The organism is Synechococcus sp. CBW1006 (assembly GCF_015840525.1).
Lineage (GTDB): Bacteria > Cyanobacteriota > Cyanobacteriia > PCC-6307 > Cyanobiaceae > CBW1002.
Genome location: NZ_CP060396.1, coordinates 3,672,117 through 3,696,905 on the forward strand (window position 1 = coordinate 3,672,117; position 24,789 = coordinate 3,696,905).

Annotated in this window: 28 protein-coding genes, 1 pseudogene and 1 riboswitch; of the genes and pseudogenes, 6 read left to right on the forward strand and 23 right to left on the reverse strand. The window is 64.6% G+C overall.

Going from position 1 to position 24,789, the window contains the following annotated elements; translation table 11 throughout:
• Positions 1-84: 84 nt before the first annotated feature.
• Positions 85-684: a ferritin gene (locus H8F26_RS18165; RefSeq protein WP_197156313.1), complete on the forward strand. Its 600-nt coding sequence runs from the start codon at positions 85-87 to the stop codon at positions 682-684.
• A 54-nt stretch (positions 685-738) separates the two neighbouring features.
• Here H8F26_RS18165 and H8F26_RS18170 read toward each other — a convergent pair whose 3' ends face one another.
• The 11 genes and pseudogenes from H8F26_RS18170 to H8F26_RS18220 all read right to left on the reverse strand — a co-directional run.
• On the reverse strand, positions 739-1,050 hold the full coding sequence (locus tag H8F26_RS18170) for a hypothetical protein (RefSeq protein ID WP_197156315.1): 312 nt from the start codon (positions 1,048-1,050) through the stop codon (positions 739-741).
• Between the two features lie 2 nt (positions 1,051-1,052).
• Positions 1,053-1,646 carry a Crp/Fnr family transcriptional regulator gene (locus H8F26_RS18175; RefSeq protein ID WP_197156316.1) on the reverse strand — a complete coding sequence of 198 codons (594 nt, stop codon included), beginning with the start codon at positions 1,644-1,646 and terminating at the stop codon, positions 1,053-1,055.
• A 401-nt stretch (positions 1,647-2,047) separates the two neighbouring features.
• A complete protein-coding gene (locus H8F26_RS18180; RefSeq protein ID WP_197156317.1) occupies positions 2,048-2,536 on the reverse strand; it encodes a Fur family transcriptional regulator in 489 nt (162 codons plus the stop codon).
• 73 nt (positions 2,537-2,609) lie between these two features.
• Positions 2,610-3,818: a cation:proton antiporter gene (locus H8F26_RS18185; RefSeq protein WP_231605340.1), complete on the reverse strand. Its 1,209-nt coding sequence runs from the start codon at positions 3,816-3,818 to the stop codon at positions 2,610-2,612.
• 69 nt (positions 3,819-3,887) lie between these two features.
• Complete coding sequence (locus H8F26_RS18190) at positions 3,888-4,376, reverse strand: hypothetical protein (protein WP_197156318.1); 489 nt, start codon at positions 4,374-4,376, stop codon at positions 3,888-3,890.
• A 232-nt stretch (positions 4,377-4,608) separates the two neighbouring features.
• On the reverse strand, positions 4,609-5,484 hold the full coding sequence (locus tag H8F26_RS18195) for a hypothetical protein (protein ID WP_197156319.1): 876 nt from the start codon (positions 5,482-5,484) through the stop codon (positions 4,609-4,611).
• Positions 5,485-5,594: 110 nt separating this feature from the next.
• Complete coding sequence (locus H8F26_RS18200; protein WP_197156320.1) at positions 5,595-6,101, reverse strand: hypothetical protein; 507 nt, start codon at positions 6,099-6,101, stop codon at positions 5,595-5,597.
• Between the two features lie 139 nt (positions 6,102-6,240).
• On the reverse strand, positions 6,241-7,371 hold the full coding sequence (locus H8F26_RS18205) for a lysylphosphatidylglycerol synthase domain-containing protein (protein ID WP_370594650.1): 1,131 nt from the start codon (positions 7,369-7,371) through the stop codon (positions 6,241-6,243).
• A complete protein-coding gene (gene larC, locus H8F26_RS18210; protein ID WP_197156321.1) occupies positions 7,368-8,612 on the reverse strand; it encodes a nickel pincer cofactor biosynthesis protein LarC in 1,245 nt (414 codons plus the stop codon). The genes H8F26_RS18205 and larC overlap by 4 nt, the downstream gene beginning before the upstream one ends.
• Positions 8,612-9,256: a hypothetical protein gene (locus H8F26_RS18215; RefSeq protein WP_197156323.1), complete on the reverse strand. Its 645-nt coding sequence runs from the start codon at positions 9,254-9,256 to the stop codon at positions 8,612-8,614. Before H8F26_RS18215 ends, larC begins: the two co-directional genes overlap by 1 nt.
• Positions 9,257-9,417: 161 nt before the next feature.
• A pseudogene (locus tag H8F26_RS18220) lies at positions 9,418-10,035 on the reverse strand (hypothetical protein); the annotation flags it as partial.
• Positions 10,036-10,156: 121 nt separating this feature from the next.
• On the opposite strand from H8F26_RS18220, the gene H8F26_RS18225 reads away from it, so the two are divergent.
• Positions 10,157-10,990: a tetratricopeptide repeat protein gene (locus H8F26_RS18225; protein WP_197156325.1), complete on the forward strand. Its 834-nt coding sequence runs from the start codon at positions 10,157-10,159 to the stop codon at positions 10,988-10,990.
• On the opposite strand, the gene H8F26_RS18230 is transcribed toward H8F26_RS18225, so the two are convergent.
• Positions 10,923-11,240, reverse strand: coding sequence for a hypothetical protein (locus tag H8F26_RS18230; RefSeq protein ID WP_197156327.1), 318 nt, complete (start codon positions 11,238-11,240; stop codon positions 10,923-10,925). The two genes, H8F26_RS18225 and H8F26_RS18230, sit on opposite strands and share 68 nt — an antisense overlap.
• Before the next feature lie 184 nt (positions 11,241-11,424).
• On the opposite strand from H8F26_RS18230, the gene xth reads away from it, so the two are divergent.
• A complete protein-coding gene (gene xth, locus H8F26_RS18235; RefSeq protein WP_197156329.1) occupies positions 11,425-12,258 on the forward strand; it encodes an exodeoxyribonuclease III in 834 nt (277 codons plus the stop codon).
• A gap of 9 nt (positions 12,259-12,267) precedes the next feature.
• Here xth and H8F26_RS18240 read toward each other — a convergent pair whose 3' ends face one another.
• Entirely contained in the window at positions 12,268-13,653 is a 1,386-nt protein-coding gene (locus H8F26_RS18240; protein ID WP_197156331.1) for a 1-acyl-sn-glycerol-3-phosphate acyltransferase, read from the reverse strand.
• A gap of 64 nt (positions 13,654-13,717) precedes the next feature.
• On the opposite strand from H8F26_RS18240, the gene kaiC reads away from it, so the two are divergent.
• Together kaiC and H8F26_RS18250 are read left to right on the forward strand one after the other, a co-directional pair.
• Positions 13,718-15,469: a circadian clock protein KaiC gene (gene kaiC / locus H8F26_RS18245; protein WP_197156333.1), complete on the forward strand. Its 1,752-nt coding sequence runs from the start codon at positions 13,718-13,720 to the stop codon at positions 15,467-15,469.
• Positions 15,466-15,804, forward strand: coding sequence for a circadian clock KaiB family protein (locus H8F26_RS18250; RefSeq protein WP_197156335.1), 339 nt, complete (start codon positions 15,466-15,468; stop codon positions 15,802-15,804). Before kaiC ends, H8F26_RS18250 begins: the two co-directional genes overlap by 4 nt.
• 8 nt (positions 15,805-15,812) lie before the next feature.
• On the opposite strand, the gene H8F26_RS18255 is transcribed toward H8F26_RS18250, so the two are convergent.
• The 3 genes from H8F26_RS18255 to H8F26_RS18265 all read right to left on the reverse strand — a co-directional run bounded on the left by H8F26_RS18255 (position 15,813) and on the right by H8F26_RS18265 (position 17,416).
• Positions 15,813-16,277 (reverse strand): DUF427 domain-containing protein, encoded by a 465-nt coding sequence (locus tag H8F26_RS18255; protein ID WP_197156337.1) that lies wholly within the window; start codon positions 16,275-16,277, stop codon positions 15,813-15,815.
• A gap of 10 nt (positions 16,278-16,287) precedes the next feature.
• Positions 16,288-16,449, reverse strand: a complete 162-nt coding sequence (locus tag H8F26_RS18260) for a hypothetical protein (protein ID WP_197156339.1) — start codon at positions 16,447-16,449, stop codon at positions 16,288-16,290.
• Between the two features lie 298 nt (positions 16,450-16,747).
• A complete protein-coding gene (locus tag H8F26_RS18265; protein WP_197156341.1) occupies positions 16,748-17,416 on the reverse strand; it encodes a TMEM165/GDT1 family protein in 669 nt (222 codons plus the stop codon).
• A 39-nt stretch (positions 17,417-17,455) separates the two neighbouring features.
• Here H8F26_RS18265 and H8F26_RS18270 point away from each other — a divergent pair, with 39 nt between their 5' ends.
• On the forward strand, positions 17,456-17,638 hold the full coding sequence (locus H8F26_RS18270) for a hypothetical protein (RefSeq protein ID WP_197156343.1): 183 nt from the start codon (positions 17,456-17,458) through the stop codon (positions 17,636-17,638).
• Between the two features lie 54 nt (positions 17,639-17,692).
• Here H8F26_RS18270 and H8F26_RS18275 read toward each other — a convergent pair whose 3' ends face one another.
• The 7 genes from H8F26_RS18275 to speB form a co-directional block, all read right to left on the reverse strand.
• Positions 17,693-18,478, reverse strand: coding sequence for an ABC transporter ATP-binding protein (locus H8F26_RS18275; RefSeq protein ID WP_197156345.1), 786 nt, complete (start codon positions 18,476-18,478; stop codon positions 17,693-17,695).
• A 27-nt stretch (positions 18,479-18,505) separates the two neighbouring features.
• Entirely contained in the window at positions 18,506-19,285 is a 780-nt protein-coding gene (locus H8F26_RS18280) for an ABC transporter permease (protein ID WP_197156346.1), read from the reverse strand.
• A gap of 29 nt (positions 19,286-19,314) precedes the next feature.
• Positions 19,315-20,271 (reverse strand): ABC transporter substrate-binding protein, encoded by a 957-nt coding sequence (locus tag H8F26_RS18285; protein ID WP_231597957.1) that lies wholly within the window; start codon positions 20,269-20,271, stop codon positions 19,315-19,317.
• A gap of 230 nt (positions 20,272-20,501) precedes the next feature.
• Positions 20,502-21,890 carry a type III glutamate--ammonia ligase gene (glnT, locus tag H8F26_RS18290; protein ID WP_197156351.1) on the reverse strand — a complete coding sequence of 463 codons (1,389 nt, stop codon included), beginning with the start codon at positions 21,888-21,890 and terminating at the stop codon, positions 20,502-20,504.
• A complete protein-coding gene (gene hypB, locus H8F26_RS18295; protein WP_197156353.1) occupies positions 21,890-22,633 on the reverse strand; it encodes a hydrogenase nickel incorporation protein HypB in 744 nt (247 codons plus the stop codon). Before hypB ends, glnT begins: the two co-directional genes overlap by 1 nt.
• A 159-nt stretch (positions 22,634-22,792) precedes the next feature.
• Positions 22,793-23,260 carry a hydrogenase maturation nickel metallochaperone HypA gene (locus H8F26_RS18300; protein ID WP_197156355.1) on the reverse strand — a complete coding sequence of 156 codons (468 nt, stop codon included), beginning with the start codon at positions 23,258-23,260 and terminating at the stop codon, positions 22,793-22,795.
• A 3-nt stretch (positions 23,261-23,263) separates the two neighbouring features.
• A complete protein-coding gene (gene speB, locus H8F26_RS18305; protein WP_231598335.1) occupies positions 23,264-24,406 on the reverse strand; it encodes an agmatinase in 1,143 nt (380 codons plus the stop codon).
• A 91-nt stretch (positions 24,407-24,497) separates the two neighbouring features.
• Positions 24,498-24,625: riboswitch (guanidine-I (ykkC/yxkD leader) on the reverse strand.
• Positions 24,626-24,789: the final 164 nt, after the last annotated feature.

Here is a 24,789-nt window from a genome sequence, read left to right on the forward strand (position 1 = left end):
TCGCCACGTAACCAATGGCACAGGGTGGGGCATGGCCGGTCTTTGCCTGATCTGGGTACGCTGAGCTCCACTGCCAGCCAATGCATGGGACCAGCTGAGACCAGCCTCACCACCGCCGCTGAGGCGACCCTGCCAGCCATCGGCATCGGAGCCTTCCGCAGACCCGTGGCCCAGGCCATGGAACCCTCCTTGCTGGAAGCTCTGCAGGAGCATCTGATGCTGGAACTGCAGGCCAGCCTCTCCTACTGGGCCCTGGCGATCTGGTTCGGGGAGCGGGATCTGCGCGGCTTTTCCAACTACTTCAAGCTGGAATCCGAGAGTGAGCGCCAGCACGCGGCGCAGTTTGCCGATTATCTCGTCGCCCGCGGCCAGGCGGTCCCCCTGCGCGACATCCCAGCCCCCCGACAGGGATGGATCGGCCTTGAGGAGATCCTCACGGCCGTCTTCCAGATGGAAGCCGATCTCACCACATCGCTGCAACAGATCTATGCGATGGCTGAACGATCCGGCGATACGCGCACCACTGTCTTTCTCGACCCCCTGATTCAGGGCCAGATCACCTCCGAAAATGAGGTGGCCCATCTGCTGGGTCGGGTGCGGCTCAGCCAGAACCAACCGGCTGCCGTTCTACTGATCGATGGAGAACTGGCAGCGGGCCAGCACAGCCCAGCGCAGCTAGCCTGATCGGAGACCGCCTGAACAGATGGTGCCGAACCGGATCCAATCTGGGGTCCGGTCTCAGGTACAGAGTGGACGACTGCAAAGTTCCAGCAGCAAAGCCAGGCTGATCGACTGCCTCAGGCCCTGGCGACGGAGCACCAGGCCAGTGGTGCGCAGATCCTGCAGCCGCTGCAGCAGCAGCGTTCGCTCCCGCTCCAGACGGAGGATCAGCCGCTGCTCCTGCGTGGAGCCGAGCGCTGCGATCACCTGACGGCAGCGCTGGCGCACGCCATCGGCTTCGCGGCAGAGGCTTGTGATCAGGCTGTCGCTGGTCCGGTCGCTTGCGGCTGTCCCCAGCTTGGTTGGGTTAGCTGATCTGGGTGACGTCATGATCAGGCAGCCGCCAGAGGTGCCGATTCCACCAGTTCTGGTGCCAGGCGCAGCACCGAGGCGCCACTGGGCACCTCAATCAACCTGGCCTGGCGGATGCGGGAGATCAGGCGCGTCGTGGTGACGCGGGTAGTGCCGATCAGTTCGCCAATGCGCTCGTGGGTGAGGCGGAAGGGCAGATCACACCAGTTGCCGCAACGCCGCCCCAGCCGCCGCACCAGCAACGACAACAGGGCATGCAGCCGTTGTTCGGCGTTGCCGAGATGGCGGATACGCAGCAGTTGCAGGGTCCACTCATTCACCGGATCGAAACCGCTGCCGGCGGCCTCGGTGTCGGTGCGGAACACCAGGGGGGTGAGAGCTTCGACGCAGACCCCTTCGCTGCAGAGACGATCCGTGCAGAGCTGGTCGCCGGGCTGGAGGAAGGCGAGGGTCATGCCTTCGGTTTCCTCGCAGGGGCAGTAGACGCGGGCAATCCCCTCGAGCACCTCGATGCAGCTGCCTTCAGCGCGCAGACCGGGATCCAGCAGCACGGTCTGACCGATGGGGACCCTCACGCTGGAGGCCGGAGCGTCGGGCAGGAAACGAAAGCTCATGGATGGGCGTGGCCACAGGGGGCTCAGAACCGCCTGCGGGCTTAATGCGAATGACTCGCAACCTAAACAACAACGCCCCCTTTTGCAAGCGATTCTCAATAACAACTGCTAGTTGCAAGGGCGTCGGGTCGTCGGGTCCGTGCGTGAGATGCGCTCAACCGTGCCATCGGTTGCCCGACGCCGTCACATCCGTACCGCCTGAGCCGCACGGTCCTTCCAACCTGAAGACGACCGACGCACCGCACCGATGTTTCGTCTTCGTGGCGACCGGGCCAGCCTGCTGGCCGCCCTCACGGCCGAGTGGGCCGATCAGCAGTTGCAGCTTCCCGGGACCTCTCCTCTCTCAGAGGCGTGGCTCTCCACCCCAGGTTCCCCGAACGGTGCAACCAGCAGGGCCGCCTTCAGGTCGACTCGGCGGCGCAGCTCGGACAGAGGGCGCGCACGTTGAGCACGCACTCCAACATCCGAAAACCCTGCACCTTGGCTGCCGCTTCGCCGGCCGCCAGCACGGCACCGTTCTCGAACTCCTCGGTGCGGCCACAGCGGATGCAGACCAGATGGTGATGATCCCGATGGGTGTCGCCGGTCAGCTCGAAGCGGCGTCCCCCTTCCGGCAGCTCCAGCTCCTGAAGCAGCCCCATGGAACTGAGCAGCCGCAGGGTTCGGTAGACGGTGGCCAGGGAGACACGCTCCCTGGCCCGGAGCAGGCTTTGGTGGACGTCTTCGGCGCTGAGGTGGGTCCCTTCGCCGATCCGCTCGAACAGGGAGAGCACCCGCTGACGCTGGGGGGTGAGGCGCTGGCCTCGGTCATGCAGGCTGCTGCGCAGGCCCGCCGCGCTGGGATCGAGGCCGGAGGGGCTGCCAAGGCCGGCGGCGGGACGGGTGGACACCGAGGCTCGACAGATCTTCTCAACAATAGGTCCTGTTGAGAACAGTGGGTCCTCTTGAAACCTCGCGAGTCGATCAGGAGCGGCTGACGCGGCCGTAGCGCGTCACCAGGCCGAGGGCGCTGAGGCCATGGGCCGCGATGCTGAGCAGCACGGTGGACGCGGCTATCGAGGCGATCGTGCTGCCGTGGACGAGCGGACTGTCGAGCACCAGCAGGCCGAAGACGATGCTGGCCAGGCCGCGCGGACCGAACCAACCCACGAACAGGGTGGTCCAAAGTCCGATTCGCAGTCCAAGAGTCGCCAGAGCCACCGGCACCATCCGCACCAGCGTCAGGCTGAACAGGCCATATAGCAGGGTTGTGGCGGAAAGCTGAGGGAAGCTCAGGGCCACGACGGCCGAACCGAAGGCCACCCAGGTCAGGAGGGAGAGCACATCGGCGGTGGCTTCGGCGGCCACCAGTTCCTCCTGCTTGCGCTCCTGCGGCGTCAGGCCCCCGAAGGTGAGGCCACCACAGAAGCAGGCGATGAAACCGCTGCCTCCCAGCTGCTGGGCCAGGGCGAAACAACAGACCGGCAGGGCGATCGCCAGCACCGGCTGCCAGTCGCTGGTGATCCAGCGACGCCTGAGGCAGAGATCGCGGCACCGAGCGGCGAGAAAGGCCAGGCCGCAGCCCAGCACCAGCCCCAGTCCCACCTGCTCCAGGAACAGCCAACCCAACAGCAGCACCCCATCGCCGGCGCCACTGCCCTTCTGCGCCATGGCCAGAAGGGAAAGCAGCAACGGCACGCAGATCCCGTCGTTGAGACCGCTCTCGGCACTGAGGTCTTCCCGCACGGCAACGGGCACCGCCGGATTGGTCACCACCGGTTGGCCGAGGGCGGCATCGGTGGGGGCGAGAACGACCGACAGGATCGCCGCCTCAACCGGACTGAGCGCAGGCAGCAGCAGCTGAGCCACGCCCATGCCCAGCAGAATGGTCAGGGGCAGGCCAAGCGCCAGCAGACGGATCGGCAGGCGCCGGCTGTCGCGCAGCACCGGCAGATTGGCGGTCGCGGCATCGGTGAACAGGATCAACGCCAGCGTGAGTTCGGCGATGGTCCGCAGGTTCTCCGAGGTCACATTGATGCCCAGCCAGCCAAGGCCAGCCGGCCCCAGGATCAGACCGGTGAGCAGAAACACCACCGCTCCGGAGAGGGGGGTCTGTTTCAGCCGCCCGGCCACCAAGCCGTAGGCGAACACCAGGACGGCAAGGATCGCCCAGTCGAGATACGACGTGATCATCGCTACCGGATCAATCCAGGCAACCCGTGGGAGCCCCAGGAGCGACAGTCGCAGACCTGCGATGGTGGTTCAGTTGCATCCCTGCACAGAGATGCGATAACTGAAGCCGAGAGCGCCTGGATCATTACTGGCGCCTACCTTGAAATTCATCTGGCTGGCCTGCTTGCCAGGAACCGCTTGGAAGGGGCCGAACATGCGACCGGTACCGATCGGCGGACTCATGGATTCATTGATCACCTGCAGGGAGGTGCCATCGCTGAACTTCATGAATCCTTCCACCGGATACTGTGCTTTCGGATCGGAGGAATTAGCCGTGAAGAAGAACTTGTAGCTGCTGAAGGGCTGATCCACGATGAAATCGGTGTTCCAGTTCGGCCGGGTGAACGGCATCACCTTGCCGCGGCCCACAGACTTGGACACGATCGGCGATGATCCGTCTCCACCGATCGGCTGCAGAAAGGTGCAGCGTTCCTGGGCCTCAGCACCGCCCATCAGACTCAGACCACCCAGGGCCAGGCCAACGGAGGACAACAACAGGGAACGGAGAACGCGTGCCATGGGCCTGGAGTAAAGGATCAAGAGCCAACGGCGAAATCGCCGTTGGTCAAGATTACCGGGGCCGGTGTTGCTGGCCCCAGATCTCTTGGGTCCCCGCCTGCCCTCCGATGACCAGCCAGCTGGATGATGATCCAGCTGGCTCACCATCTGAACAGCTGGATGACCATCTGACAAGACGGACAGCATCAGGGCATCAGCTCAGACCAAGAAGCAGCTCAGGCCACGAAGCAGCTCAGACAGAACCGAAGGCCACCTGACAGGCCGCATTGATCAGTTCAGCCTCTTCGGCGCTATTGGGGTTGCGTCCGTCCAGGGTGCCGCGATTGCAATCGGCAGTGAGCTGATAGGTCGCGTCATCGGCCGTGACCGCAAAGGTCACCGCAGAACTGCCGCTCGGCTGGACTGATCCATAGAGCAGCTGGTAATCGGTGTTGGGTACAACAATGTACGTGACATTGTTGCTCACTGCATTGTCCACAGCATTGTTAATGATTGACGCCGTGGCCAGGGCGCCGATCCCCCAGAGGGCCGCATTGGCACCCCACCAACCCCAGGACGACGTCCGGGAGACGCTATACCAACCTGTGTTCCAGGGTCTGGCATAGCCCCAGCCGGGACGAGCCCAGCCGGCGTGGATGTTCACATCGCGCACATTCACCCTGCGGTTCCAGTTGACATCGCGATGAACGTTGCGGTTGACGTTGCGGTTCACATCCCGATTGACGTTCCGATTGAGATCCCGGCTCACATTGCGGTTCAGGTCCCGGTCCCGGTTGCCGCTCCGGTTGAGATCTCGGTTAACGCTGCGAGTATCAATGCTGCGGCTGCCAGTGCCGCGATTCCCAGTGCTGCTGCGGTTACCAATGTTGCTGGGGCGATTGAGGCTGGGGGAGCTCGGCGAGCTGGCCCGTTGACTCCAGCCACCGGAAGGCCTGCTGGAGCCTCGGTTGAGAGTGGTGCCGGAACCGCTGAAGCCCGTGCGGCGGGTTCCACCACCGCCGCCGCGAGATCCACTGCCGCCGCGAGATCCACCACCGCCGCCGCGAGATCCACCGCCACCGCGGGAACCCCCGCCGCCGCCTCGGGCGATCAGCGCATCAGGGGACATTGTGGGCGATGCCGCCGTGGATGCGTGATCCAGGGGTTGGATAGCCAGCGCTGGGGCCAGGGGAGCGGCCATCCAGCCAGCCAGAAGCAGGGACAGGCCTGCAAGACGTGTCATTTCTTGTCCACCTCATGCTTGACCACATCGCAGCCATCGTCGTAGCAGGACACATTCACCCGGCCGGCCTGATTGAAGTGCACAATCACCAGATCACGGCCATCCATGGAGTCTGGATTGTCCTCCCGAACACTGTTGAGATAGTTCGGATTCACCACGCACAGATCCCGGTTGTTGAAGCAGATCGTGTTGGTGGAGAAGCGTGCACCGGCATTCACCAGGGTCATCCAGCCACCACCAGGCTTCTGCAAGGCCATGGTCACCGGTTGATCGGTGACGCGGATGGTTGCCACGGTCTTGCCGATCGTGTGCCGATAGAGGGTGGCGTCGCCTTCGTCGATCGCCTCAACCGTGCAGGGCTGGGGAGCGCCGCCCTTGACGGAGCACATCGTATCGAGTTTGTAGAGAACTTCGGCGCGAACAGGCGTCGGGGACAGCAACAGAGCGGCCATGCCGGAGGCGATCAGGCCACCGGCCACGAGCCAGGAGTGTCGAGTGGGCATGAATGGAGCGAGCCTCAGCAAATTGCGGGGAATCGCTTTCATCGTGGCAACGGGGGACAGATCGTCCACAACAAACGACCGAACCTGCCGGATTTGTGATCCCATCGATGGAGCAGAGCTGACTATCCCCCTGGCCAGCTCAGCGGGAGGTCCCGGTCATGCCGGCCAGAGGCTCTGGCCGGTCGGCCCGGGCGGTCGCGGCCCCGAGCAGATCGGCGGCCGTGGTCACCGCGCGGTAACTCAGGGCCACCGCCAGCAGCGGCGCCTCCGGCAGCAAGCCACCGAGGCGCAACAACAGCACCGCCTCAAACACCCCCAGACCACCCGGGGCGCCGGGCACCACCAGGCCCACCGTCCAGGCGAGGGCAAAGCCAGCCAGCCAGCCACTCCACTCCAGGGCGTTCTGCTGATCGAAGGCCAGCACGCAGCAGGCAAATCCGCCGAAGCGCAGCAGCACAAACAAGAGCATGGCCCCAAAGGGGAGCCAGGGCACATGGGACGGCGGAGCTACGCCCAGGTCGGCTGATTCAGAGGCGTTCTGGAGAGAGGGATCGGCAAGGGCCAGTTGACGGGCCCGTTGCTGTTCGAGCCGCAGCAGCAGGGGCTTCAGCCAGCGGGGAACCAGCAGGAGCAGGGGTAGCAGCCAGGGCAGGCCACTCCACCAGCGACCCTGGAGCAGGGCTTCCGGCGCCACCAGGGCCAGGGCCGCGATGGCCCCCAGCAGGGGGTCCAGCAGCACTGCCAGCAGCGCCTGGCCAAGACTTGCCGGAGTCGCCAGCAACGGGGTGTCCCCACGGCGCAGGACCTGCACGCGACCGGCCAGATGCCAGATCCCTCCTGGCAGGTACTTGCGCAGGTTGGTACTCAGATACACGACCGTCGTTGCGGCCCAGCGGGGCCGCAGCCCCAGCCAGCGCAGGATCACATTCCAGGCCAGGCCATTCACCACCAGGCTGAGCAGGCTCACGCCCACCCCGAGGGTCAGCCACCACCAGCCCTGGCGATCGAGGCCGTAGCGCAGCAGCTGGCGGCCATGCCCCTGCAAGGCCGCCAACAGAAAGCCGAAGCTGAGCAGCGTCACCCAGAGCCGGGTTCCGCCGGGCAAAGGCGGCAGGGCCGGCAGTCTCCGGCTCCAGGCCTTCACCAGGGCAGCCAGAGACGCGAACCACTGCCGCGATCTGGGCAACAGGTTCGCAAGGGCGGGGGGCAACGACACGAGGAAGGGAGAAGGGGGAGCAAAGAAGCGGGCGCCATCGCGCCTGGTGCTCAACGTTGCGCTTCGGGTCCACTCTGGTCCAGACAGCGATCCACAACGGCGCGCACAACGGCCAGGGGAAGCCCGTGCTGCCGAGCCAGCCCTGCCAGGTCGTCGTATTCAGCCTTGCACCGCGCCAGGCCATCGGGCCGCAGGTGACGCTTGAACCGCACCGGACCGAGGGACGTGGAGAGCTCCTCGATGCCTCGGGGAAGCACCCAGCGCTGCTGCATCTGTTCCCGCAGGCCCAGGCTGGTGCTGTGCCGCCACCACACCTGCCGCAGGGCGGCCCGCTGTGGCTCGCTGACCAGCGCGGTGATCAGGCTGCCCTGCCGCCCCTTCTTCATGCCGATCGGCTGGCTGAACACCTCAAGGGCACCGGCCTGCCGCAGCTCCTCGGCCAGGAACGCCAGATCTTCGGCGGTGGCATCGTCAATCTGGGCCTGCTGCTGAACGATCGTCTCCAGGCGGGGCTGAGCTCCAGGCGCCTCAGGCTCCGGAGACGAATCGCCGGTGGGCGGTTCCACCGCACGGGCCAGACAGAGGCGCAAGAGGTTGGGGCGATCCAGGCTGCGGCTGCCCAGCCCCACGCCGATCCGCAGGGGCACGTGGCTCGGCGCCTGCCCGAAGCCATCGCTCCAGCAGGCCGCCAGAGCCAGCCCCGTGGGGGTGGTGAGTTCACCGGCCGGGAAACCCTCACTCGAGCCGAGCGGACAGCCACAGCGGCGTGCGATCTCCAGGACGGCCGGCGCTGGCAGCGGCAGCACACCATGGGCCGTCTGGACCGTGCCATGGCCCGCCGGCGGCACCGTGCACCGCAGCGACGTCACACCGAAATGGAGCAGCCCGGCGCAGACACCCACCACATCCACCAGGGCATCGAGGGCGCCCACCTCGTGGAAATGCACCTGCTCGGGGACATGGCCGTGCACGGTGGCCTCCGCGTCCGCCAGCAGGGTGAACACCGCCAGCACCCGCTGCCGCAGGGCCGGATCGAGAGGGCTGCTGCTGAGCTGCTGGCGCAGGCTGCCCCAGTGGCGATGAGGGGGCTGGGACTCGAGGGTCTCCACCTCCAGATGCAGACCCCGCAGACCGCCGCTGCGCCGCTCCTCAATCCGCAACCGATAGCGATCCGCCAGGCCGAGCTGCGCCAGGGGTGCATGGATGGCGGCCTCCGGCAGACCCAGGTCCAGCAGCGCAGCCAGCACCATGTTGCCCGCCAGGCCGGTGGGGCAATCCAGCAGTGCCAGGGCCATCAGGTCGGGGCGTTAGCGGTGCGACCCAGGCGCGGCGCCGCTTCCAGCAGGCGCTCAGCCGTTGCCTCCAGAGAGTCGCGCTGCTGACGCAGCGCCAGATCCACCTCCCGGCGGGCCCGCCTCAGCTCCCGCTGGGCCGTGTCCACATCGAAGCCGGAGATGCCCCAGAGGCGTCCGAGCAGGGCGCGGTCATCAGCGCCGCCACGCTCCTCGCCGTAAAGAAGAGCCTCAGCGGCCATGCCAGCCTGCAGCACCCGACTCCAGCGCCGCAGCTCCTCCGCCGGCAATTTGGCGTGCTCAGGGGGAGCGAACTCGGTACAGCCGGCGCTCTGCAGCCCTGCCTGCAGGCAGGCCAGACTACCCACCAGGACACGTTTGACCGGCATGGCCTCGGCTTCCGCCACCAGCAGGTGGCCGGCTTCATGGACGGCGATGCGCCGCAGGCGCGCCTGACCACCAGGCAGGGCCTCAGCCAGCAGGTGGCCGCCCCGGCCGCCATAGCGGGCGGCATCGAGGCTGAGGCTGCCCAGCCCCAAGGCCGCCAGAAGGGTGATCCACCAGGGTGAGACACTCAGAGCCGGCCCGACCAGGGCCAGCACACTCATCAGCAGCACCGCCAGTCCGGCCATGAGCGGCTGGGTCATGGTCGTCAGCGGCTGGGACGGCTGATGGCGGCGCGGTGCAGGCCACCGGAGCTGCTCTCTCCAGGCGTTGGTACGACCGGGAGCATTGGGCCGCCGCGGCCTGTCTCGTTGCGTGCGGGCTCCTTGCGGACAGCATCCTTACGGCCTCGCTCACCGCTGCCAGCTCCGCCACCACGACGCCCCTTGCCACCGCGGTTGCCACGCTGGTTCACCGGCCCGATCACCTCGATCTGCTCCACATGCAACTCCTGGCCACGCCGGCGCCCATCCAGGGCCACGAAGTGCCGCAGATGCTGCAGGGGGACATCACCCTTGAGCTGGACCTTGAACGGGGTAGGGCGGCTGCCGTCCGGCTTGGGCAACACCCGAACCTTGACCACCAGATCGTTGGATTCGGGCTTGGTGAAGATCAGTTCACCGCGGATCGAGAAGTAGTCATCCCCCTCCGGCAGGCTGTCGGACAGAGGCTCATCAGCGGAGTGGGCCTCGCTGTCCAGGGTGCTCGGCTCCCACACCCCCACCAGTTGCAGGTGCAGGGTGCCTTCATCACGGGTACGCGGGTAAACCACCCAGAGGTGGGGTTCGGCCAGATCGAGGTGGCGCCGCATCAGCGTCAGCAGCCGTCCGAGTACCACGGCCTCGAGTTCGCCACCATCATCGGTGAGCAGCCGGCCGCGGGTGAGCTGTTCAGGATCTTCCGGTTGGTAGACGCCCCGCACCACACCGATGGCCCGGTACTGCAACGGCTCGGTGACCGGGGAAATGGGGTGTTGGCGCATCAGGGTTCGGGTGGGGGCCGGCCCGTGAGGGCCACCCGGTGCGGGTCAATGTAGCCAGCCAGTCCTGGCCCAGCCCGTTCCGGGCCAGGGCAGACTCGGAGTCGCTGCCACCAACGCGACGATGTCAAGCCGCAGCCAGGTTCTGCGCCCAAAAGGCCTGCTGGTGCTGCTGCTGGCCGTTCTGGCCGTGGCCGGAGGCTGGAGCATGGGGACGTGGCAGGCCAGGCGGCAGGGTGACGATCAGCCCCGCGATGCCTTGCTGCAGCAACTCAGCACCCTGGAGAATCGCCATGCCAAGGGGCAGTCCAGCGAAGCGGACCAGCAGCGGCTGCTGGAGCTGCTGGTCGCTCTGGATCGCCGGCCCGAGGCAATCGCCCTGCTCGAACCCATGGCCGATCGCCAGCCGGAGCGCTGGAGCCTGAGGCTGCTGCTGGCGGAACTGCGCCGCAACCAGAACGATCGGCCCGGCGCCGAGCGGGAGGTGCGCCAACTGCTGAACCTCAAGCCTGATCGAATCGAAGCCCTGCAGCTGATGACCCTGCTGCAGCTTGAGCAGGGTCGGGGCGATCAGGCCCAGGCCCAGCTGCAGGCCACCCTCGAACGCCTCAGCAAGCCCCAGGTGCGCCCCGAGGCGATGGGGGTGGGGCTGCTGCTGGCCGATCTGCTGCAGAAGCGAGGGCAGCCAGGCCAGGCCAGGGCCATCTATCTGCGGCTTGGAGCTGCCTTCCCCAGGGATGTGAGGCCCCTGCTGGCCCAGGCCCTGCTGCTGCAGGAAAAGGGTGAGACCAAGGGGGCCCAGGAGCTGCTCGCCCAGGCCCGACAGCTGCAGCCAGAGACGGTGGACCGGCGCCTCGACAAGGTTGCAGCCGCCTGGGGCCTGGCGCCCCTCAGGGGCTCGTCACCATCTGGCTCGCCCCAGAAGTCGGCGGACGCTGCTGAGCGTCAAAGTCCCTGAGGGCCTGATCCACCGCGTCTCCGGGCGGTGTGGCGTTGTCCATGGCCGTGCCCTTGCGGATCTTGTTCATCAGATCCAATGGGTTCGTGGTGTCGAGGATCGAATCGCCCCGGCCGCTGCCCGGGCCGTAATCGAGCAGATCCTTCTCCTGTCTGCTCATGCCGTAGGGCTGGTTCCAGCTCTGCTGCTGAGACTGGGCCAGGGCTGGGATGGACGGCGCCAGACTGAACAGCAGAGTGAGCAGGGCCAACCCGTTGCGGCAGACCGGAAGCCCAAGCCGGTTCAGGGAGGCCGACGCAGCCGTGGTCCTATCTGGGAACGACCCGGCGATCCGTCGTGGGATCAGTTGGGTGCACATCGCCACGCTCCTCTCATGGCAGTTCATGTTAACGGCGATCTGCTAGTCCTCCGGTGGTCTTCGCTGTCGGCTCCCGATGCGCATCGCCACCTGGAACGTCAATTCGGTGCGCACCCGGCTGGACCAGGTGCTGGCCTGGCTGGAACAGGAGCGGCCTGAGGTGTTGTGCCTGCAGGAAACCAAGGTGGCCGACGATCTCTTCCCGCTGGCGGCCTTCGAAGAGCTTGGCTATGCCGTGGCGATCAGCGGGCAGAAGGCCTACAACGGCGTCGCCATCCTCAGCACCCTGCCGATCGAGGACGTTCAGGTGGGCTTCACCGCCCTGCTCCCCGACGATCCCGAAGCACGGGCCCTGAGTGAGCAGAAGCGGATGATCAGCGCCTGGATCGATGGCGTGCGGATCCTCAACCTCTACGTCCCCAACGGCTCTGCGCTCAAGTCGGAGAAGTACCCCTACAAACTCGCCTGGCTCAGCTGCCTGCAGCGGTATCTGGACGTGCTGGCGCAGCAGGGGGAGCCCCTCTGCATTGTGGGCGACTTCAACATCGGACTGGAAGACCGCGACCTCCACGATCCGGGTCGCCTCACGGGCGGCATCATGGCCAGTGAGCCGGAACGCCAGGCCCTGCGCCGGGTGCTTGCCGAGAGGTTGGTGGATGCCTTTCGGCTGTTCGAACACGAGGCCGGCCACTGGAGCTGGTGGGACTACCGCAGCGGCGGCTGGGAGCGGGACCGGGGCTGGCGCATCGACCACATCTACCTGGACGAAGAGCTGCAAGCCCGCGCCACCGGTTGCGTGATCCACAAACAGCTTCGCGGGAACGTGCAACCCAGCGACCATGCACCCGTGGTGGTGAACCTCGCCTGGCCACCAGATGAGCAAGGGGATGACGACTCAGCTGCGGAATGACGGCTGATCTCAAGACCCTGCACTGCCGATCAGACCCTGAAGGGCTTGCTGCACGGCAGCCGTGAGTTCCTGCACGGCCTGGCGCCGGTCGCGGTGGTAGCTCTCCAGCCGCCCATCCAGGGACAAGGCGTCTCCCACCCTGACGATCACACGCCGGGGCCCGAAGGAAGGCCGTCGAGGCAGAGGCTGGTCCTCAATCCAGGCGATCGCGTCCTCGAGGATCGTGACGACCTCCGCGAAGCGATCGAAGCAGGGCCGCTCCGCCACGTAGGCGCCACTGACACTGGCGAAGTACTCCACCAGGCGCATGTGCCCCATGCGGAGATCCGCTTCACGGGCTTCCCAGTCCGCCAGGCTGCGCTCCACCGGCAGGAGAGCGGTGAGATCGTCGCGGTAGATCCGCTCCCAGCCGGCCTGCTCGATCCGGCGACACCGTTCCTGCAGGGTGCCTCGAGGTGGCAGGCCGAACAGTGATTCGGCCACCGCCAGGGCCCGCTGACGCAGGGCCTCTATCCTCTCGGCCAGATGATCGGCCGGGGAGGAGGCGGGATCGCTGCCTTGCAACGATGCCGGCGGGACTGCCGGCAGATCATGGCGGCGGGCGTAGAGGCCTTCAAGCACCGCCAGCAACCGTTCCCCCAACCTCTGCAGGCGGTCGTAGCGAACCTCCGCATCCCCACTGCCGGACCCATCCGGCTCCAGCCCCAGATGCTGCATCAGCCGAGCCAGGCGCCGATCCAGAGACTCCCAGTTGGCCTCGACCCAGTGGTAGGCAATGGCCACGGGCACGATCTGCACCGCTTCGGACCGATGCCTGGCCGCCAGATCTCCAGCACACCAGAAGGCCAGCTGGGCCAGACCCGATTCCAGGGGCGCCATCTGGCCGGAGAGGTTGTTGTTGGCCCCCTCGGGAGCGACGGCGAGCGGGTGCGGCCCATCCAGCAGCACCGCCCTGGCTGCAGCCAGGGCAGGGCGATCGACCCGCCCCCGCCGGATCGGGATTCCTCCCAGAAGAGACAACAGCCAGCCCACCCCGGCACCCGCCCAGAGCGGAATGCCGCGGTCGTAGAGGAACTGGCTGTGCACAGGGGCCTGCAGCGACAGCCCCAGTCGCCGGGCGGCTGCCGGAACCGCCTGCCACAGCAGGTGGGCCATCACCAGGGGATCGGTGGTGCTGGGATGGCGAAAACCGATCAACAGGCGACAGCGACCGTTCTGCTGGGCCTCGATCAGGTGGGCCAGCGCCTCCACACCCTCGATGCGGCAATGCTGCAGACCACGACCGCGCAGCAGCAGCGGTAGCAGCAGCCCCAGGGCACGACGCAAGCGGGGGCTCTGACGCGGCGGCAGAAACCGAAGGGGCGGCTGAGCCGCCCGGATCGAGGAGCGGGGCATGGCGGAGACCGCGGCTGAACGCCAGCCTCGGGCAGGATTGGGTCCCGCACCGTGCTGGTGGCTCATGGATCCAGCCATAAGGTGCAGAGCACTTCAGCCACCTCCTCTGATTTCCCCCTTCCCCCTCTCCGAAAACGCGACGGCGCCAAGGCTCCACAAGGCCCCCACCGGGATCGACGGTGTTGATGCCATCACCCGGGGCGGCCTGCCGCGGGGTCGTCCCACCCTGGTGACCGGAGGGGCCGGATCCGGCAAGACCCTCTTCGCCATGGAGTTCCTGGTGAAGGGTGCACGCGACTACGGCGAAGCAGGCGTGATGCTCAGCTTTGAGGAATCGCGTCAGAACATCCTCGAGAACATGGCCTCGCTGGGATTCGGCCTGCCTGCTCTGATTGAGGCCGGCCAGATCCTGATCGAACCCTGCCTGATCCAGCCCTCGGAGATGGTGCAAGCCGGGAGCTTCGATCTCGACGGCCTCTTCCTGAGGCTGGAGCGGGCCGTGGAGCGGATCGGGGCTCAGCGGGTAGCGATTGACACGATCGAACTGCTGCTGGGGGCGTTCGGCGATGATTTCACCGTGCGCAGTGAGCTCGACCGATTGTTCAGTTGGCTCAAGGAGCGTCAGCTCACCACGGTGCTCACCGGGGAGCGGGGCCGGGGCGATTCCCTGACCCGCTTTGGCCTGGAAGAGTATGTGTCCGATTGCGTGGTGGTGCTGGATCACCGTGTCGCGAATCAGATCTCCACCCGCCGTTTGCGCGTAATGAAATATCGGGGCTCGGAACATGGCACGAACGAATACCCATTCCTGATCACGGAACGTGGCTTTCTTGTGCTGCCGATCACCTCCCTGGGACTGGAATATGAGGCCAGCAATGAACTGGTTTCCAGCGGTGTAGCGCGCCTCGATCACATGCTGGGCGGAGGTATTTACCGTGGCAGCACCGTGCTGATCAGCGGCAGTGCCGGCACCGGCAAGACCACCCTGGCGAATTATTTCCTGGATGCCGCCTGCCGGCGTGGCGAGCGGGCGCTGTTGATGTCGTTTGAGGAATCCCCTGCACAGCTGATCCGCAACATGCGCTCAGTCGGGGTCGATCTGCAGCCGTGGATCACCGCGGGCCTGCTCAGAATTGCCTGCCATCGTCCCACCAGTTTCGGCCTTGAAGAGCATCTCGGTCGATTGGAGCAGCAACTGGTGGATCACCAGCCCACTGTGGCCGTGATCGATGCCATGGCCAGTGTTGCCCATGTGGGCGCCAACGATGAGGTGGCCGCCATGGTGACCCGGGAGATCGACCTGCTCAAGAGCCGCCAGATCACCTTCATGTTCACCACCCTGATCCAACCCGGTATGGAGGCCTCGAGTGCCATCGGGGTCTCCTCCCTTACCGATACCTGGCTGGAACTGCGCAACGTGGAGCACGATGGCGAACGCAACCGGCTGCTCTATGTGATCAAGAGCCGGGGCATGGCCCACTCCAATCAGGTGCGGGAGTTCCTGCTCACCGATCAGGGCCCGGAGCTGCTGGATGTGGAGGTGGGACCCCTGGGGGTGATCACCGGCTCAGGCCGCCAGATTGAGCAGGCGCGCCGCGCCGCAACCATCGCCAGCCGCGACGCTGATATCGAGCGACGCCGACGAACCCTGTCCAGCCGTCGGGCAGCGGTGGAGGCCCAGATCCTCGCCCTGCAGACAGAGATTGAATCGGAGACAGCTGATTTTGAAGCCGAACTGCGAGATGAGCAGCAACGGGAGAGTGCGTTGCAAGCCAACAATGCTTCGGTGGTGCAGAAGCGGGAGGAGAGGGCATGACAGAGACAGTGCAACGTCATTGGCAACTGACCCTGTATGTGAAGCGAGGTTCACTCCGCTCGAGCCAGGCGATCACCACGATCCGACGCATCTGCACAACAGACCTCGCCGGCCGCGTAGAGCTCAGGGTCGTGGATATCGAGCTTCACCCAGAAGCACTCGAGCAGGATCACATCCTGGCGATTCCCACCCTCGTGAAACGCCTGCCAAAGCCACTGCGCCGGATCGTCGGTGATCTCACCAAGGAAGATGTGGTGCGGGCCGCACTCGACATCACACCCATCGAGAACTTGCTGAGCGAAGAAGACGACTTCCTGAACCAGGCGATCGAATGAGTTCAGGCTCAGATCAGTTCCGGATGCAGCGGATCCCCCTTGAAGGGTCCGATCAGATCCGGTGTGATCCAGCCGCCATAGAAGCCGCCGGGCTGGGGTTGCACGAGCTGACCCTCCACCCAGCACCCATCCATGAGAGCGGGATAGAGGGCGAACCAGCCAGCCAAGGCAGCAAACGCTGCCGTGGGGTTGGCGTAGCACCAGACTGCCCGCTCGAGCCGCGCATCAGAAGCCACCAGATCGAAATAGCGAGCCACCCCCTTCCATTCACAGAAGCTGGAGCCAGGGGCAGGCTGCAGCATCGCGTGATTGACGGCCTCGGGAGGCAGGTAATAGGTGGGTGGATGGAAGGTCTCAAGCACCCGCAGGCTGAGGTGCGTCTCAGCCAGCACCATGCCCAGAGCCTCCACGCGGATGTGCCGCTGACATGGCTCTAGCCGAGGTGGACGAGGGTAGGCGTCAACCCGCTCCATCCAGGCTCACTCAGGTCACGATCAGGGCGATGCCGAGCACGGAAACCATCACGGCAATGGCTCCGACTGCCCAATAGGCATGCATCTGGGCATCGGCGCCGGTTTCGCCGGCCACCATGGCCACCTCATCGGCGTAGAGGTTGTCATGGTTTTCCATGTCATGGGTGTGCATGGCGTTCCCCGTGCGGATATCTGGAACCTAATCAGCCGATTCCGGGTTGTCCACGGACCGCCACATCCCCAGCCAGTACCCGGAAAAGGCGCGCTGTTGGATCCAGGCCAGGTTGCATCCGAGAGAGAAAGAAAAACCACAACGCGTTGGTTTTCCACAAAACGCAGCAGCTTTCCCCAGAAAACGGACTGTTTTCCACAGTTCAGACCAAACATGGGTTGGCTGATCGACTGGCTAGCGCAGGGCCTGTGGAAAACATGAGCCACCGCAACAGCGCACAGAGCAACACCCCCGACCCTCAGCTGTCGGCCATCACTCCGATCGCCTGGCGCAGCGAAACGAGACCGAACGCCAGAAACAGGCCCCCGCTGAGCCGATAGAGCAGTCGCTCCTGAATGCGCTGGCCGATCCACTTGCCGGCCAGGATCGCCAGGGCCGTGACAAGGGCATGGCCCAGCAGAGTGCCGGCCACCAGGCCCACCAAGGTGAAGGCCGGAGCGGCGGCCAGCAGGATGGTGGCAATCTGGGTCCGATCTCCGAGTTCGGCCAGAAACACCAGGCTGAAGGCTTCCCAGATCACACCTCCGGGCTTATCGGCCTCCCCTCGCCCCTCCGCCTGCTGCACGAGAGCGGCCGCTTCCTCCTCCTCGTCCGATCCGTCATCTGCCGGCAGGCGTTGCGCATCCAGCAGGAGCTTGGCGCCGAAGCCCAGAAAGAGCAGGGCAGCCAACCAGGGCATCAACGCAGCCGGCAGCAGTTCGCGCAAGCCGTAGCCCACTCCTAGCGACAGAAGCGTCACAGCACTGAGCGCGGCAAAAGCACCGAGGAACACAGTGCGACCGCTGTGACGCGCCGCCAGCAGCAGGGCGACAAAAAAGGTCTTATCCCCGACTTCTGCCAGGGTGATCGCCGTCAACCCCGATCCAAAAGCCGCCAGGCCGGGATCGCTGAAGAAAGGGGTGCTCATGGCGCCATCTTCCCCCATGGCAATCGATAGGATCGGCTCATGCAAACCCCCGATTCCCCTTCCATCCCGGAGCCTCGTCGTCAGTCCCTGGTGGATTCGTTGCGGCAGCGTTATCAGGCGGCCCTGCAGCATGGCGATGACGCCACCCGGCAGGATCTGTTCCGCGAAGCGGCCTATCTTGGAATTCTGCCGGAACACTTCCAGGACCCCAGCCCTTCCTAGGATTTATCTGGTCGAACACGTCGCTGACCTGCTGCCTCCAGACTGCGATGGAACTCACGTCGCAGACACCGCTGCGGACGCTGCGGCGTCCAGTTGTCGCAGGCTGCGAGCCAGCTCTTCGCGCAGCTCCAGGAAGCGCGGCGTGACGCGCAGATGGGCGAGATCCCTGCGGTCCAGATCAGCCTCCACCGTCTGAACAAGCCGTCCGGGTCGGGGCGCCATGATGTGAACCCGCTGGGCCAGCAGCAGGGCCTCTTCCAGATCGTGAGTGATCAGGAGAGCCGTCAGGCCGGTGCGCCGCCAGAGATCGTGCAGGAACTCCTGCATCGACTCACGAATCTGCAGGTCCAGGGCACCGAACGGTTCATCCAGCAAGAGCACCTTGGGGTCTGCCGCCAGGGCCCTGGCAATAGCAACACGCTGCTGCATGCCCCCCGAAAGTTCGCGCGGCAGCCTGCGGGCCGCATCGGCCAGTCCCACCACCTCCAGAAAATATGCGGTGCGCTCCTTGACTTCCGAGGCCGGCAGCCCCTGTAACCGCATGCCGAAAGCCACATTGGCAGCGGCACTCATCCAGGGATAGAGGCTGTACTTCTGGAACACCATGCCGCGGTCGTGACCGGGCCCCCGCACCGGCTGCCCATCCACAAGAATCCTGCCGGTGCTGGCAGGCTCGAGACCTGCCACCAGCCGCATCATGGTGGATTTTCCTGAGCCTGAGCTGCCCACCAGGGCCACGAATTCACCGGAATGAAGATCAAAAGAGATGTTGTCCAGCACAAGCTTGGCGGCTGATCCGTGACCGAACCACTTGCTGACGCCGCAGACCGAGAGATGCATGGGGAAAGAGACGATGCAGCGAAAGGTTCAGTTCGCCCAGGCACAGGAGCGTTTCATGACAAAGCGAAAGCCGAGATCGATTGCAAGACCGATCAGGCCGATGACAATGAGACCAACGAAGATCTCATCCGTTCGCAGAAAGCGCTGGGCCAGGCTAATGCGTTTTCCAAGGCCTTCGTTCGCCGCAACCAATTCGGCCACGATCACGAGGTTCCAGGCTGCCGCCATATTGATGCGATAAGCATCGAGAACCTGAGGTGCAATGCAGGGCGTCACCACCTTCAGAAGGATCTGACTGGATCTTCCCCCCAGGGTGCGCGCCGTTTCAATTAGCTCGATTGGAACGAACTTCACAGCATCCATGATCATCAGGGTATTGAAGAACAGGGTGCCAATAAAGATCAACAGGATTTTGGGTAACTCACCCAGGCCGAAGTAGATAATCAGCAACGGAATGAAGGCCGGCGCCGGCATGTATCGGATCAGTCCCAGCAATGGCTCCAGCAACTGGCAGATCACCCGGCTGCTGCCCATGGCGATCCCCAGGGGCAGGGCCACGATTGCCGAAAGTGCAAATCCGCCGATCACCCGCCCAATACTGGCCATGGCATCGTTGAACAGGATGCCCTCGCGAGCCTGAGCGGAACCGGCCGCCCACACCGCAGCAGGGCTTGGCAGAAACAAGGGATCCACCACGCCGCTGGAAGCGATCAGATACCAAGCCAGCAGAACCACCAGGAGACCGGAGACTCCGAGAAGCCAGGGTTGATCAAGGGCCCGTTGGATGCGGCGCAGTGGGGTGCTCATCGCGTCAGCGGCGGTTGGGGGAGAGGACGTCAGGGAGTGGCGTCGACAAACCTGGAGTCGAGCAGTCCGTCGAGCTTGGGAGGCGTCTTGGCCAAGCCCACCTCCTGGAGGAAGAGGCTGATCTGGTCTGCCGCGAAGGGAAGAGAGGCCATCGTGTTGCCGGGCTTGAAGGCCTCCCGGTTCTGCTCCAGGGTGAGAATCGTGGTTCCGGCGTCGTAGGCCTTGTACTCCTCTTCGCTCACACCGGCACGCTTGGCCAGAATCGCCAGCGTGGGTCCGGGTTCCGCCTTCATCGTGGCAAGCGTGGCAAACCAGGCATCGACGATTTTCTGGACCTTCTCAGGATTTTTTGCCACGAACTCCGTGCGGCAGACCAGATGGTCGCTGATGGCGCCAGGGAAGTCCTTGGAGGAGAACAGGGTGGTGCTGCCCTCACGCTTGAGGGCCTGGGTCGTGAAAGGAGCAAAGACACCGACCGCGTCCACCTGGCCGGCGACAAAGGCTGCGGCGGCGGCACCGGTTTCCAGAGGAACAAAGGTGATGTCGCTGGAGGAAAGGCCCGCCTTCTTGAGGCCGAGAAGCAGCAGATAGTGATCGACGGTGCCCTCCTCCGCGGCTACCTTCCTGCCCTTGAGATCGGCCACGCTGGTGATGCCTGGAGCCACGATGATCTGATCGTTGCCCGTTGAGTTGTCGTTGGTGAGCACCACCTGCAGATCGGCGCCACCAGCGATCGAACTGATCGTGTCACCGAGCGTCTGGCTGTTGCAATCGAGCTGGCCGGCATTCAGCGCGTTGATCGAGTCGAGATACCCGTCGAACCACTGCAGCGTCACGGGCACACCGGCGGCGGTGAACAACCCCTTCTCATCCGTCACCTGCCAGGGAATCCAACCCGGCCAAGCGCTGAAGCCGATCCGAACAGGCACCTCGGTACCGGTGGGCTTCTGGCAAGCCGCCAGCAGGCCGCTGCCAAGCGCAGCCATCAGGATCAAGGACAGACTAAGGAGGCGCCCCCTGCGGGCACCGCGACCAGCAGAGCTGTGGGGGCGAAGTGGGAAACGAAGACGCATGGGGGATCAAATAATCAGGGAACAGGTGACCAGGAGTGGGGTGACGTCAGGAGCTGGCCGGCTCGATCGTCTGGAGATTGACAGGGACGGTGATGTCACAAGTCATTGGGTTCAGCCGGTGTGATGGAAACGTGGAGGAGTGCTCAGAAGAACTCGAGATAGCGCTGCCGTTCCCACTCGGAAATGGAACCGTGATAATCGGCCCATTCCTGACGTTTGTAGGTCACAAAGGCGTCGAACATGGCATCACCGAATACAGAGCGGCATAATGGATCGGCTGCAAAAGAATCAATCGCTTCCTCCAAGGTCCTTGGCAGCAGGGTCAGGCCTCGACGCTGCCGTTCTTCTGGGCTGAGGGTGTAGGCGTTGTCGAGGTTGGGTGGGCCAGGATCGAGCTGCTTTCGGATTCCCTCCAGCCCTGCCGCCAGCATCAGTGCCGATCCCAGATAGGGATTGCAGGAGATATCTGCAGCGCGGCATTCCAGCCGCGATCCCGCCGATGGAATCCGCAGCATATTGGTGCGATTGTTGTTGCCATAGCTGATGAACACCGGCGCCCAGGTGAAGCCCGACATGCTCCCCTGCATCACCAACCGCTTGTAGCTGTTCACAGTGGGGGCGATCACCGCACAGATCGCAGGCGCATGGCGCAGTACGCCGGCGATGAACTGACGGGCCAGCTGGCTGATGCCACCATCCTCACCAGCCTCCGGCGCGAACAGATTGCTGCCGCTGTTCAGATCCGCCAGCGACATATTGTAGTGGGCGCCGCTACCGGTTCGGTTCGCGAACGGCTTCGGCATGAAGCTGGCGATCAGGCCATGGCGCTGGGCGATCTCCTTGGCCATCAGACGAAAGAAGATCAGCCGATCCGCCATGGTGAGCACATCGGCATAGGCGAAATCCACCTCGAACTGGCCATTGCCATCTTCGTGATCGAAGGAGTACACGCCCCAGCCGAGGCTGTTCATGGCCTGCACCAGCTCATCGAGCCAGTCGAGGTTGTCGAGCAGGCCGATCAGGTCGTAGCAGGGTTTATCGAGGGTGTCTCGGTGGCTGGCAGGTTCCAGGGTGCCGTCCGCACTGCGGCGCAGCACAAAGAACTCCGTTTCAATGCCCAGCTGAAAGCGAAACCCCATCGCCGCAGCCTGCTGACGCACGCGGCCCAGGATCGAACGGCTGCAGGCCTCGAAGGGTTGACCATGCAGATGCAGATCACTGGCCAGCCAGGCCACATCAGGCCGCCAGGGCAACACCGTGGTGCTGGCAGGATCAGGAATGGCAGCCACTTCACCGTCGCTGACGTCCTGAGGCACACCATCCAGGGCGGCTCCGGTGAACAGCTCCGATCCCGCCAGCATGTCGGGGAGATGGTCGATCGGCACCGCCTTGGCCTTGCCGATCCCGTGCAGATCCACGAAGCTCGCCAGGGCGTAGCGAACCCCACGCCGCTGCAGGTGGTCCCGCAGGGCGGCAGGATCGCTGGGAAGCGAGCCAGGGGTGACCTGGGGCTGGGTCAATGACGACACCATCAAGCCCCCACGAGTGCGGCGGCACTGGCCTGATCGGACCGCACCCTGGGAGAGAGGGTTGTGGATGAGGTTGTGGCATCGCGTTGCCGTTGCAGCCAGTCGTGCCAGGCAGCGAAGCCGATGCCACTGATGGCCGAGAGCTGGAAGACGTCCGCGCGGGGATTGACCTGATGGATATGGGCTTCGATCCGCTCCACGTCCACAGGCAGATAGGGCAACAGATCCACCTTGGTGATCAACACACAATCCGCTTCGCGGAACATCACCGGATACTTGAGCGGTTTGTCATCGCCTTCGGTGACACTGAGCAGGGCCACCTTGCGGTGCTCGCCCACCTCGAATTCAGCCGGGCAGACCAGATTGCCCACGTTCTCCACCCAGAGCAGATCCAGATCAGCCGGGTCAAGGCGCTGACGCAGCAGCGATAAACCTCCACTCACCATCGCCGCATCCAGATGGCAGGCGCGGCCGGTGGTGATCGGCACCACAGGCACACCCACCGCCTCCAGTCGCTCAGCGTCGAGCTGGGTGGTCATGTCACCCTCCAGCACGGCCATCTGCCAGCGGCTGGCCAGATCGGCGAGGCTGCGCTCCAGCAAGGCGGTCTTGCCGGCACCGGGGCTGCTCATCACGTTGAGGCACAGCAGATTCCAGGCGTCAAAATGGGCGCGGTTGTGATCCGCCTGGTGCTGATTGGCAGCCAACAGGTTGAGTCCAAGGCTGTCCTCAAGGGGCATGTGCATGGGGGTCAGCAAGAATGAAGAACGGGATCGATCACTGGTCGCCCTGGAAACCGGGAGTTCAGGTTCACCGGGGAGTGCTCACCGGGGAGAGGGCTCCGAGCCGAGCGACAAAAGGCTGGAGCGGAGGATTTCTGCAGACGGCGGGCTCGGACTGAGGCTTCAGGCCACAGGGCAGGGCTCCGGCACGATCGCTTCGGCCTGTTGCCGAGGGCTCGACCGCAGGCTTGGGCTGGCCGTGCCGTCAGGAGCTGATTGGGCTGGATCAGCCGCATCGGGGAAGCCGTAATCGATGGAGCGGATCTTCAGTTCCCGGCCACTGAGGATCTCCTCCATCGGGTGATTGCAGCAGGGGGACTGGTAGGCCTGCTGCGGATTCGGGCTGTAGGTGGCCTGGCAGACCACACAGCGTGCCTGCAGGGGAATGCGCTCGATCCGTAACTCTGAGCCCGCCAACCACGTCGTCTGCACCGCCGCGGCATAGGTGAACCTCAGGGCATCCGGCTCGACGCAGGTGAAATCACCCACCTGAAGATGCACCACCTCCACCACAGGAACGCGGGGAGCGTGCTGAAGCTTCCACTCCTGCAGCGAGAGCAACAGGCACTTGGTCATATCGACTTCATGCATGGCTCACCTCCAGGCCTGATCCACATGCATGTTGCAGTCCGGGGAGATCCAGGTTGGCTTCTCGCGGCGTGGCAACTGACCACTCACCACCAGGTGAGCCATGGTGTCGCAGATCACCCGGGTGGCCATCAGGGAGGTCATGTCGCTGATGTCATAGGGAGGGGAGACTTCAACGATTTCAAGGCCGCAGACCGGCACATTGCGCACGATCAGTTCGAGCAGTTTCAGGGCCTCGCGCGGCAGCAAGCCACCGGGCTCCGGCCAGCCTGTGCCGGGCACGAAGCCGGCATCGATGCAATCAATGTCGAAGGAGATGTAGACACAGTCCGTGCCGTCAGTGGCCCGCTCGATCGCAAACTTGGCCGCCGCCTCGAGCCCCATCTCGGTGATGTCGGTGACGGTGAGCACATTGGTGCCGCGCTCACGGCAGACCTTCACGCCTTCCCGAGGCACCTGCCAGCCACCGATACCGAGCTGCACCAGGTTCTTGGCCGGGGCATTGGCCATGTTGGTGGCATGAAACCAGGGGCAGGTATGCATCCGCTCATCCAGATCGATCTCCTGCGTATCGACATGGCGATCGAAATGGATGATGCCCACTTTCTTGTCGCCCAGATGGCGGCAGACACCACGCACGGTCGGGAAGCCGATTGAATGGTCGCCACCGAGGATGATCGGGAAGGCGCCACTGGCAAAGACGTGGGCAACGCCCTTGGAGATCTGATCGAAGCTTTTCTCGTTGTTGGCGGGAATGGTGAAGATGTCACCCACGTCGCAGAGCTTGATCGACTCGCGCAGATCCACCCCCATTTCGTAGTTGTAGGGGGTGTAGAGGGCCGAGATGCGGCGGATGCCCTGCGGACCGAAGCGGGTTCCGGGGCGGTAGGTGGTGCCCGAGTCGTGCGGCACTCCCACGATCGCCACATCGAACTCACCTACCCGGTGCACGTCCTCCAGGTAAGGAGCCTTCATGAAGGTATTGATGCCCGCAAAATGGGGCAGCTCACCGCGCGAGAAGGTGGAGATGCGCCGATCGACGATGCTCTCGGCCGCCTCAAGACCCCAGGCGTGGGCCTGATCCACTTCCATCTGCCAGCCCGTCAGCGGCAGGGCCGCTTCCTTCTCTAGAGCCTGGCGCCCTTGCATGCCCAAAGATGGATTGCCGCCGGAGCGCCGGTCAAAGGCAGCGCTGGCGCCACTGGAATCAGTCATGGCACGGGAGTGATTGGGCGTTGCGGTCTCCCGGGCTTTTCTCCCTCCGTGCCGCCGCCGGTGGCGTTCTCCCAGGGGACAACAGCACCAGCGGTGAACCCCTCTCGGACCAGTCATCCCTGAAAAGGGATCGGAACCCTAGGGGCATCTTCCGCAGATTCATCGTGACCGAGGTCGTCGACCGGCAAGGTTCGTTTCGCTACCGAGTGGTGTCGATCGTCAAGGATCACGAAGGCTGTGAAATCGGGGTTTTCCCCTGTTCTGGGCAGTTTTCCCCCATTTTCCGGGGTTTTTCCACAGGTTTCCGCGTGAGACGC